Source organism: Microvirga tunisiensis, assembly GCF_009296175.1.
Taxonomy (GTDB): Bacteria; Pseudomonadota; Alphaproteobacteria; order Rhizobiales; family Beijerinckiaceae; genus Microvirga; species Microvirga tunisiensis.
Window position 1 is genome coordinate 1 of record NZ_VOSK01000263.1, and the last position, 8,745, is coordinate 8,745.

The 8,745-nt window shown below is 59.6% G+C and carries 8 protein-coding genes and 2 pseudogenes; 3 read left to right on the forward strand and 7 right to left on the reverse strand.

All coding sequences use genetic code 11. From position 1 onward, the window contains the following. Window positions 1-129: 129 nt before the first annotated feature. A pseudogene (locus FS320_RS48640) lies at window positions 130-243 on the forward strand (IS5/IS1182 family transposase); the annotation flags it as partial. A gap of 416 nt (window positions 244-659) precedes the next feature. On the opposite strand, the gene repB reads toward FS320_RS48640, so the two are convergent. The 3 genes from repB to FS320_RS32845 all read right to left on the reverse strand — a co-directional run bounded on the left by repB (window position 660) and on the right by FS320_RS32845 (window position 4,629). Further along, the gene (gene repB / locus FS320_RS32835) at window positions 660-1,676 is read right to left on the reverse strand and encodes a plasmid partitioning protein RepB (RefSeq protein ID WP_152716619.1); all 1,017 of its coding nucleotides are present in this window, start codon (window positions 1,674-1,676) and stop codon (window positions 660-662) included. Next, window positions 1,676-2,887 (reverse strand): plasmid partitioning protein RepA, encoded by a 1,212-nt coding sequence (gene repA, locus FS320_RS32840; RefSeq protein ID WP_152716620.1) that lies wholly within the window; start codon window positions 2,885-2,887, stop codon window positions 1,676-1,678. Before repA ends, repB begins: the two co-directional genes overlap by 1 nt. 590 nt (window positions 2,888-3,477) lie before the next feature. Continuing rightward, window positions 3,478-4,629, reverse strand: coding sequence for a site-specific integrase (locus tag FS320_RS32845; RefSeq protein ID WP_244627543.1), 1,152 nt, complete (start codon window positions 4,627-4,629; stop codon window positions 3,478-3,480). 169 nt (window positions 4,630-4,798) lie between these two features. On the opposite strand from FS320_RS32845, the pseudogene accD reads away from it, so the two are divergent. Continuing rightward, window positions 4,799-5,746: pseudogene (accD, locus tag FS320_RS32850) on the forward strand (acetyl-CoA carboxylase, carboxyltransferase subunit beta). A gap of 108 nt (window positions 5,747-5,854) precedes the next feature. Beyond that, entirely contained in the window at window positions 5,855-6,235 is a 381-nt protein-coding gene (locus tag FS320_RS32855; protein WP_152716621.1) for a hypothetical protein, read from the forward strand. Between the two features lie 13 nt (window positions 6,236-6,248). Here the strand turns inward: FS320_RS32855 and FS320_RS32860 are convergent, their stop codons facing one another. From FS320_RS32860 to FS320_RS45425, 4 genes are all read right to left on the reverse strand, one after another. Next, window positions 6,249-7,055 carry an aminoglycoside phosphotransferase family protein gene (locus FS320_RS32860; RefSeq protein ID WP_152716622.1) on the reverse strand — a complete coding sequence of 269 codons (807 nt, stop codon included), beginning with the start codon at window positions 7,053-7,055 and terminating at the stop codon, window positions 6,249-6,251. A gap of 111 nt (window positions 7,056-7,166) precedes the next feature. Next, the gene (locus FS320_RS32865; protein WP_152716623.1) at window positions 7,167-7,556 is read right to left on the reverse strand and encodes a type II toxin-antitoxin system VapC family toxin; all 390 of its coding nucleotides are present in this window, start codon (window positions 7,554-7,556) and stop codon (window positions 7,167-7,169) included. Further along, window positions 7,543-7,818 carry an AbrB/MazE/SpoVT family DNA-binding domain-containing protein gene (locus FS320_RS32870; RefSeq protein ID WP_152716624.1) on the reverse strand — a complete coding sequence of 92 codons (276 nt, stop codon included), beginning with the start codon at window positions 7,816-7,818 and terminating at the stop codon, window positions 7,543-7,545. Before FS320_RS32870 ends, FS320_RS32865 begins: the two co-directional genes overlap by 14 nt. Window positions 7,819-7,959: 141 nt before the next feature. Further along, window positions 7,960-8,115: a hypothetical protein gene (locus FS320_RS45425; protein WP_153885358.1), complete on the reverse strand. Its 156-nt coding sequence runs from the start codon at window positions 8,113-8,115 to the stop codon at window positions 7,960-7,962. Window positions 8,116-8,745: the final 630 nt, after the last annotated feature.

Genomic DNA, 8,745 nt, shown 5'->3' on the forward strand with positions numbered 1-8,745 from the left:
TTTGGAATCTTGTGGCGGCGCTCTTCATTAACCTTGTAGGGCATGCGGCTCTCGGTTTCAGAAGACCGCCTCTATACCTTACCCCTGACTTGGCACGACACCCCGGTCCGATTTACGCACCAACGTCGTCGCCGCCTCCACGCCCGGACTCTGTCTATGCAAAAGGCCGAAGCTGCGGTCAGCTGCAAGGTCATCAACATCATGACCAGCCTTGGCATGCCAGTATCCCAGCGCCTCGTCTGAACCCCAGGGCTAAGGGGTGCATGCGGCCCACCTCTCAATTATGCACCAACGTCATCGCGAGTTGCCTCATTGGGAATCTGATCGCGGGCACCTATGCCTGCCCTCCATCGTGAGCCAATTCGCTAAAGCCCTTGTTTTCAAGGCATTTTCGGAGGTTCTCGGGAAGCCCTTCCCTCCCCTGCTGGTTAACAAAACGGCTTGAAAGACGTCTTCAAACGATCAGTTGGGTACGACATCCGTCTTTGTACAAAACATCCATCAGAGATAGCAAACGCTCTAACCTGCGCTCTCTCCCCTTCCCTCTTCTACTGACCCTATTGCCTACATGGCGCACAACTGCGCGTTAGCTGTCCCAGTTGGGAGTGGATTGCCGGGACAGCTACGAGGACACCTTCGGCAGCCTCAGGAGAGAAGGTTCATTGAGATTGGCTTCCGACGAACTCTTCGTATAGGCTTTGCATCCTCCCGATCAGAAACTGTCCGAATTGAGGAACTGCCTTCTCGTCGATGACGAGAGAAAACCTCTTGTCGGCCTGGCTATATTTGGCCAAACGGATTCCATCTGCTGAAACCCATTGTTCTGCCTGAGCTGAAACTGGGCGTTCAGTCAGAAGAGCCTTCAAGGCGATCTCAAATCTCTTGTCGCTGATCGCATTTTGGGCTTCCGGAGAATGAAGAACCTCCCGAAGTCCGGCTACCTTTTGTGCCGTCAGCTTTTCACTGAACTCCTGCCAACGCCGTTGGCCTATCGAAGGCGCATATCCAATTGCGTCAATGATATCCGTCGGGATATTCTTGATAGAGTTGATTAGCCTAGAAAGATAGGTTTTGTCGACGCACAGCGCCTGCTGAATAATTTCTCGGGAGAATCCTGCGTCTTCAAGTCGAAGGGCAAAGCGAGCCTTCTCAATGAACGTTAGGTTCGTGCGTTCATTGTTCTCCTGCCCCTGAGCAACCACTAGCTGCTCGTCGGTCAAAGGCCTAATTACGGCGCGAACTTTGATGCCCAGTTCAGTGACGGCCCGGAGGCGTCGGTGACCGTAGGCGACCTGATAACGTCCCTGCTCTCTCGGATGTGGGCGCACAAGGATCGGAACCTGTTGCCCATTGCATTTTATCGCCTCAACGAGCTTTGCATGATCCTCCTCGGTATAAATCATTCTGTCGCGGACGAAGGACACGTCAACGTCAGCAGGTTCGAGCTCGACGATTGTCAATCCCTCCGCGAGGCGCCTTTCCATCTCCTCGGCTTTTTGGGCCTTTTCGGTAATGGCCCCCAGCGACTCAGTGATTGCACCGAGTGCGCTAGCCATTCGTGGCGGCTTACGCTCTTTCCCGGTGAAAGGTCTCTCAGGTGCCATCGCGGCCGGAGGTTCGCCCCCAGCCTGCGGGATCGGAACCGCGAGATCTCCGAACAGGTTCTTACGCGACATCACACCCTCCCCCATGCCTTGCGGATCAGATCTTCGATCTCACTGTTCACTGCCGTCAGCGACTCGAGAGCCCTGTCGTATGTACCTTTGGTAAACTGCGAGCGTTCGATTTCATAAAGGGTCTGCTTCGTAAGTCCCGCGTCGGAAATGGCAGTGCTCTTGAGCATTGGATTGTTGAGCACCCGCGTTCCGAACATTGATCGCATGAACCCGACCATCTGATTTTGGGGGCCATCACCGGGTTCAAAGCGCGTTACCAGATAGCCCATCCAATCATAGTTGGTTGAACCGCCGGCTTCGGATACGACTCCAAGGAGATCGGCAGTCATCCGAAGGAACTGCGACATGGACATGACGTCCATCATCTGAGGATGAACAGTGATGAGAACGGAAGTGGCGGCACAGAGAGCTGAAAGTGTGAGAAATCCTAGCTGAGGCGGACAGTCAAAGATCACGACGTCGTATTCATCGGCCACAGGCGCCAATGCCTGGCCAATGCGGGAGAAGAAGAGGGATCCCGCCTGAGTTTTATCAGCAAGGACTTTCGGCGTGTCATGTTCGAATTCCGTCACCTCAAGTTGACCCGGAATGATGTGAAGTCCAGGCAAGTATGAGGCGCGGATGACCTCGGTAATGTCCACTCGTTGGTCATCGTAGCGGATCGCACCGTAAATAGTCTCGTTTTCACCAACGTCGAATTCGGGCTGGTGCCCCAGCATCGCCGACATGCTCGCCTGACCATCGAGATCAACGGCAAGGACCCTGTACCCCCTGAGCGCGAGGTACTGGGCCAAGTGGGTAGCTGTAGTGGTCTTCGCGCTTCCACCTTTGAAGTTCATTACGGAAATGATCTGGAGCTTCTCACCATCCTTGCGGCGCGGGATGTAGGTTCGGGCGCCCTTTGTGCCCTCGTCGAGGAATCCACGAAGTGCATTCATCTCCTCTACTGAAAATGTCCGCCGGCCATTTGGTGCTGGCTCCGGAAGCGGAGCTTTGCCAGTAGTAGCGAGTTGCCGGATGTATCCTTCATGGATACCGATAAACTTGGCGGCTTCAGCTGACGTGAAACGGCGCAGACGCTTTTGTGCAGTAGGAGGGAAGATCCGTTCCTGGTGAGCCTTTAGTTTTGCGGAGATCTCCTGTGCATCCCGTTCGATCAGCAGGCGCAGGTCATTTGCCTCGCCGGGGGACTGTGCGTGCTGGGTTTGCATTGCTGGGGCCTTTCCGAAGACGTCAACGCTGATCGGGCCCAAGCCCGGAAATTAGCGCTGATGCCGATACAGCCGTAAACTTGTTAATCGCGAGTTAATGGATCGAGCGATTTGGCTCGGAGGGCCCAATGAACTTCGATTTCTCGTCGCGTGTGTTCAGATAGTAAGCGGCCGATGCAGTGACCGTTCAATTGATGAAAGTTGAACATGTTCAACTCGCGATTATGTGATAATGCATCTAAACGAACCGCATGATCTATCTGAATCGTACGATCTCACCTCGCCTGATTAACCTCGGGATATGAATTGCGCTCAACGAGCAACTTTAATCGCCAAAGGGTGGTTGAACTTGTTCAACTCAGAAGTTGATCTGCCACTGTACGCGGCACCCTGATGCAAGTTGAACATGTTCAACTCGGGAGCGGCTCAGTTGCAGGGATCTGTCTCTCAGATCGCTCCAGGAGCGGGGCTGGCTTCGGAGTTCATCTTGACCCCAGTTGAACGTGCTCAACTCGGGATTGGAGACTGCAGGAGCAGCATGATCTTAGTAATCTCACGCCGCCATGGACCTAGAGCAGGCAGAGCCGTGCCTAAATGTCTATCCGGACCGCCCTACTCTGGGCGTGCTCCTGTTCATCATAATAGCCGGAAGCCTGTTGGACCGACCTGTGCGCTGATTGGCGCATAGCATCCACAAGCGGGATCCCATCGCGTCCCGCCTGGGTCATAAAACCCGATCGCAGTCCGTGGGCGCTGAAATCCGCCGGGTCCAGCCCCGCCATCCGGCAGCGCTTCTTGAGAATGAGGTTGACCGACTGCGGGGTCAGTGCGTTGGCTCCGATGGAGCCGTCCTTGCGAACCTCCCTGAAGATCGGCCCGGAGGTGATGTTGGCGGCCTGCATCCATTCGTGAAGGGCAATAGCCGCACGGCCCGCAGCAAACACGAAGGCCCCCTGCCCTGCCGTGGTGGTTTTCGTCCGGCCGAGGGCAATGCGAACACAGGGCGCCGTTGGCGATGCGGGGTCCGCTGGCCGCAGCTTGATGGGATCGGCCGCACTGATCTGCGAATGCTTTAGGGTTGCCACTTCGCTGCGCCGCCGCCCGCCGGCGGCGAACGCAATCAGGAGGATGGCCCGATCGCGGAGGTCAATGGCTTTGGAGCCGCTGCAGGTGGCCAGCAGACGTTCGAGGATATCACGGGTGACTGGTTTGCGGCTCTTGCGCTGGGGCTCCCGAGCGGAGGCTTTCATAGCCAGACGGAGAGCCTTCCGGATGCCCGGATGGTCGAACGGTGGTTCAATGCCTTTCCACTGGTGCAGGGTCGACCAGTTGGACAGCCGCCGGGATATGGTCTTGGGCGCATGGGGCCCTCTGACCTTGAGGATCTTCCGATCCCAGAGGTCTTCGGTAACATCGTCGGGCATGCCGTGGGCCGGATCGATAGCCTTCTGATCCGGGTCCCACATGTGGTGGGCAATGAACTTCAGGACGAGTTCCGGATCTGCCGGCCACGGGAGTGGGCGCCCGGTCGCGGCCCGGCACCAGGCTTCAAGATAGGCGAGATCGGAGGCGAGGGCGCGGAGCGTGTTCGCCCCCATCCCTGTATCAGCGAGGTGCTTCAGGGTGGCGACATCGGCGTCGGTCAGAACTTCCGCATAGCGATCAGCTGCCGCCATCGGCAGCACGGCCGCCAGTGCATCGAGTTGCTTTGCGCGCCTGATCTGAGATGCCGAACTGGCCAACGCTGTTTGCCCCACGTCAAGATCGTTCTTCTGGCCGGACTATGGTCGAGCCCCTCTGATTTGTGAACTGTGACTGAGCAGCCGGGCGAGGGCCCATCCAGCGTGGCGTCGCACTCCTGCTACATTCCCGTGGTCTGTGCCGCGCCGGCAGAGAGGGAAGGAACGCCGCGTGAGCTGGATTGCCGATGTCGCGCCCAAGATCAAAACCCTGTTCAAGCGGGATGCGCCTGACAACCTCTGGATCAAGTGCCCGGATTCCGGGCAAGTGGTGTTCCATAAGGACGTTGAGGCTAACCAGTGGGTGATCCCAGGCTCCGGTCATCACATGCGCCTGTAGGCGCTCCAGCGCCTGACGCTGACCTTCGACGAGGGTCAGTGGACGGACGTGCCAGTCCCAGACGGAGAATCCGACCCGCTGAAGTTCCGGGACACCAAGCGCTACTCCGATCGCCTGAAAGAGGCCCGGACGAAAACCGGGTTGCCGGACGCGATCAAAGTCGGCACAGGATCGGTCGAAGGCCTGCCAATGACCGTGGCTGCCCATGACCCTGACTTCATCGGCGGCTCGCTCGGAGTGGCCGCCGGGGAGGCGTTCATCCGGGGTGCTGAAGCGGCGATCGAGCGAACCACGCCCTATGTGGCGTTCACCGCCTCGGGTGGAGCCCGGATGCAGGAGGGCATCCTGTCCCTCATGCAGATGGCACGAACCACGGTTCTGATCCAGCGGCTGCGCGAGAGAAAGCTCCCGTATATCGTCGTTCTCACCAATCCGACCACGGGCGGGGTGACGGCGTCTTATGCGATGCTGGGTGATGTCCATATGGCCGAGCCCGGGGCCCTGATCGGGTTTGCCGGACCACGGGTGATCGAGCAGACGATCCGCGAGCACTTACCCGACGGGTTCCAGCGGGCCGAGTTCCTGAAGGAACACGGCATGGTCGACATGGTGGTCCACCGCCATGACCTGCGCCCAACCTTGGCGCGCCTGTGCAGCCTACTCATGCGTCTGCCTGCTAAGGAGACCGGGACGACGTCTGATGCGGCGGCGGATGATGGGTCTAATCATCTTGAAGCTGACCGTGCGGCACCTTCCGATGAACAGAGTGATCTTTTGTAGGGGAGGGGCCATTCTCTCGCGAAGCCATCAGTACCGTCACCGTTTGGTTGAAGGACGAAGGCGTAGCGGCCACTATGGTTAATGAGAGGAAAACAGTCTGGAGGGGGAATGGCGCGAAACCCGGTTCGCGATGAGCGACAAGGGGACCTGTTCGGGGCACCTCCGCCACCTACCAAACCGGCCCGCCGGACGTCCCCGCCGAGGGCAGTGCGTGAGGAGACCCGGGCAGGCGAGCCGGTGTCCTTAGGAGCTCTTGGCGCGAAGGCAACCAGACCCGAGATCGACGATCTCCTCGACGGCATGCCGGATCAGGAACTGGCCTATCTGGCAGTCGAGGCCACGCGGCTCGTGAAGCGCAGGCTTGTGCGCGGGCAGGGGAGGGGACCCCGGCATAAAGCAGGCGGCAGAGGGGTATCGCCCCTCGATGACGCCCTTCGCCGGATCGGGGGTGAGCTGATGGAGTTTGAGGACCCCAGCGAGACGTGGTGACCTGCCGTGCGCCTCAGGTATTCAGGGCGCTCCACGCCATTTCTGCCACCTGCAGCTCAATCCCAGGCTCGAGGCTGTCGCCGATCTGCCAGGCCGCCGACAGTCCGGCCCAGGCCAGAATCCAAAGGAGCAGGCAGCGTGTCTCCAAGCCAGCGGCTTCGCTGACGACCTTGACACGCCGGGCGAAAATCTCCGGCCGTCGGGCGATGGTCAGATGCGGCAGGCCGAGGTCCGGGTCGCAGAAGAGAATGGTGTACTCGAAGGTCCGTTCGCCGATCACCCGTTTTGGATCGATGGCACGCCAGCCCCGCTCTTCGAAATCCAGGATGTTCTCATGGTGCAGGTCAGCATGGAGGGGCACAATCTCCCGCTGGGCCACCAGCACTTCGGCCGCCTTAGTAGCCTGAACCAGGATGCCCCCATACGCCCGCGCCGTCGGCGCCAAGGCTTCGAACCAAGTGGTCAGCGGCACGAGGCCGGGGGGAGGGGCTCCCCGTGGGGCATGGAGCTGGCGGGCGACGTCGCAGATGATCCGCGTGGCCTCGTCGTCACGCCCCTCATTGGCAAGGGTGACAAGCGAACGGGATCCGGTCGCGCGCTCCAGCAGGATGGCACCGTCGTCATGAGCGAGCACCCGGGCGGCTCCGTTTCCGGCCCACCACTGCAGGAGGAGATGGCCGTGCTTCTCGTCCGCGTCCTCGGTGACCTTCAGCATCGCGGGCTGCCCATTGGACAGGACCGGCAGAAGCTGACTGGTGTGCGTGACGATAAGTTCTCCGGCGGGTGTCAGGCCCCATTGACGAAGGTAAGGCTCAAGCATGGGCAGGACCTATCACGCCGCAAGGGAAGGGGGACCACAACTCTCCGGGCTCTTCTAATTCTGAAATAGAGATCGCCTGAATTTGCTCGTCCGAGGAAGCGGCCATTCCCCTTATGGCGCCCGAACCTTCACCTCGCTGACCCGGTTGGCGGCTTTGGCAAAGCGCTGGTCAAAGCTGACAAAGGCCGTGCATCCCACCGCTTTCGCCAGATGAAGAGCATCCGCAAAATCGAGCCCTTGGGCCATCCAATCGAGCGCTTTTGCGGCCAAAGGCGCATCTTCCAGGGTGACATGAGGCAGTCCGGCAAAGGCGCTCAACGCCGCTCCGATCTGAGCCGGGGTATAGCCATAGGCACTGCGCAAAACCCATTCCGTCTCCAGGAGAACGGTCGTGCAGACGAAGACATCCTCTCGATCAATCAGGTCGCGTGCTTTCGGCGATTGTTCAGGGTGATCGCCCGTCAGATAGCGAACGATCAGATTGGTATCAATCGCGAGCATGGCGCCGCTTGGCCTCAGCAACGATGCTGGCTTCCATGTCCTCAAGGGTCTTGGGCGGGCCCTGATAAGGCAGGGATCCGTACACGTCGTCCGGCTGGGTCGGGGCAAACACAGGGGCTGCCTTCAGCAAAACGCCTTCTGGGGTCTCCTCCACGACCAGTCGGGTTCCCGGATCCCAGTGCCGGTGCTGCCGGATGGACTTGGGCAAAATCACTTGGCCCTTCGTGGATACAACCGTCATGAGGCGCTCTGCTTTTGTCATTGGATGCCCGCCATGCAAGGTAAGACGTTGGTAAGATAACCATGCTGCGGCGGCGGATCAAGGCCGTCCTGGCTTTCTTCCAGAGATCTAGGACAACTCGACACTGAGTCTCGCATTGCCGCGGCCGAGAGGGGAGGGGCTTCAATGAGCCAGATTGTTGCCCGCGAGCAAGCGGCGATCGAAGCCTGGCACAGGGATCCAGCTCCGCTCCGACGCCCGCGTGCGCTCGCGCCAAGCCGACAGCCCGAGCGAGCCCATCAGGGCAGTGATGCTCACATGGGGAGCAGGGCCGCGCATCCTGGTGCTCCGGGTGGATGGCCGATCCGACTGGTGGGGTATGACATCCAGCACGAGGCCCAGGAGAGGGGAGGGCGCCCTGGCAGTCGTATATGGGGACCCCACAATCGCCGTCCACCGGAGGCTGCCCCTGTCATCGCTTCCAATCGCTCCAGTTTTGGCCTTTTGCCTAGGGGGTGGACCAAGCCTGCTCCCGAGGCGGTTCAGGTGCTGCCCAGGGGTCGCCACAACGATGACGGTTTCAGCCTGGGATAGTCCGACGGGGGTGCGAAAACCGATTGGATGAAGCCAAGTATCACGCCGGAAGGGACGAAAAGGAGCCCAAAGCGCCTCGACAGGGCCAAAAACCACTTGGTAGCGATAAGCGGTCATTATCGATACCAAAAGCCAAGTGGCAACGGGCTCATACCACAGCGAAGCAAATGCCGGTTTGGGTTCCCTTGCTGGCGCAAAGCGTGGCTGGTACAAGAGCTTAGGACAAGGGGGGATGGTTGTGCATCGGGGTCATCGGGGCAGTTTGGGGGACGGTGGGCCTTAGGCTGACCGGATGACGAGGTCGGCAAGGGGCGGAATTCTCGGCTGATCCCCATTCAGGCCGAGCCGGTCGCCAAGATAGTCGAAGAACGACAG

Excerpts from the sequence above, each read along its gene's own strand:
- FS320_RS32855 (WP_152716621.1), top strand. The coding sequence starts at position 5,855 with ATGGCGCGAAACCCGGTTCGCGATGAGCGACAAGGGGACCTGTTCGGG.
- FS320_RS32865 (WP_152716623.1), bottom strand. The coding sequence starts at position 7,556 with ATGCTCGCGATTGATACCAATCTGATCGTTCGCTATCTGACGGGCGAT.
- FS320_RS32860 (WP_152716622.1), bottom strand. The coding sequence starts at position 7,055 with ATGCTTGAGCCTTACCTTCGTCAATGGGGCCTGACACCCGCCGGAGAA.
- FS320_RS32870 (WP_152716624.1), bottom strand. The coding sequence starts at position 7,818 with ATGACAAAAGCAGAGCGCCTCATGACGGTTGTATCCACGAAGGGCCAA.
- repB (WP_152716619.1), bottom strand. The coding sequence starts at position 1,676 with ATGTCGCGTAAGAACCTGTTCGGAGATCTCGCGGTTCCGATCCCGCAG.
- FS320_RS45425 (WP_153885358.1), bottom strand. The coding sequence starts at position 8,115 with ATGCGCGGCCCTGCTCCCCATGTGAGCATCACTGCCCTGATGGGCTCG.
- repA (WP_152716620.1), bottom strand. The coding sequence starts at position 2,887 with ATGCAAACCCAGCACGCACAGTCCCCCGGCGAGGCAAATGACCTGCGC.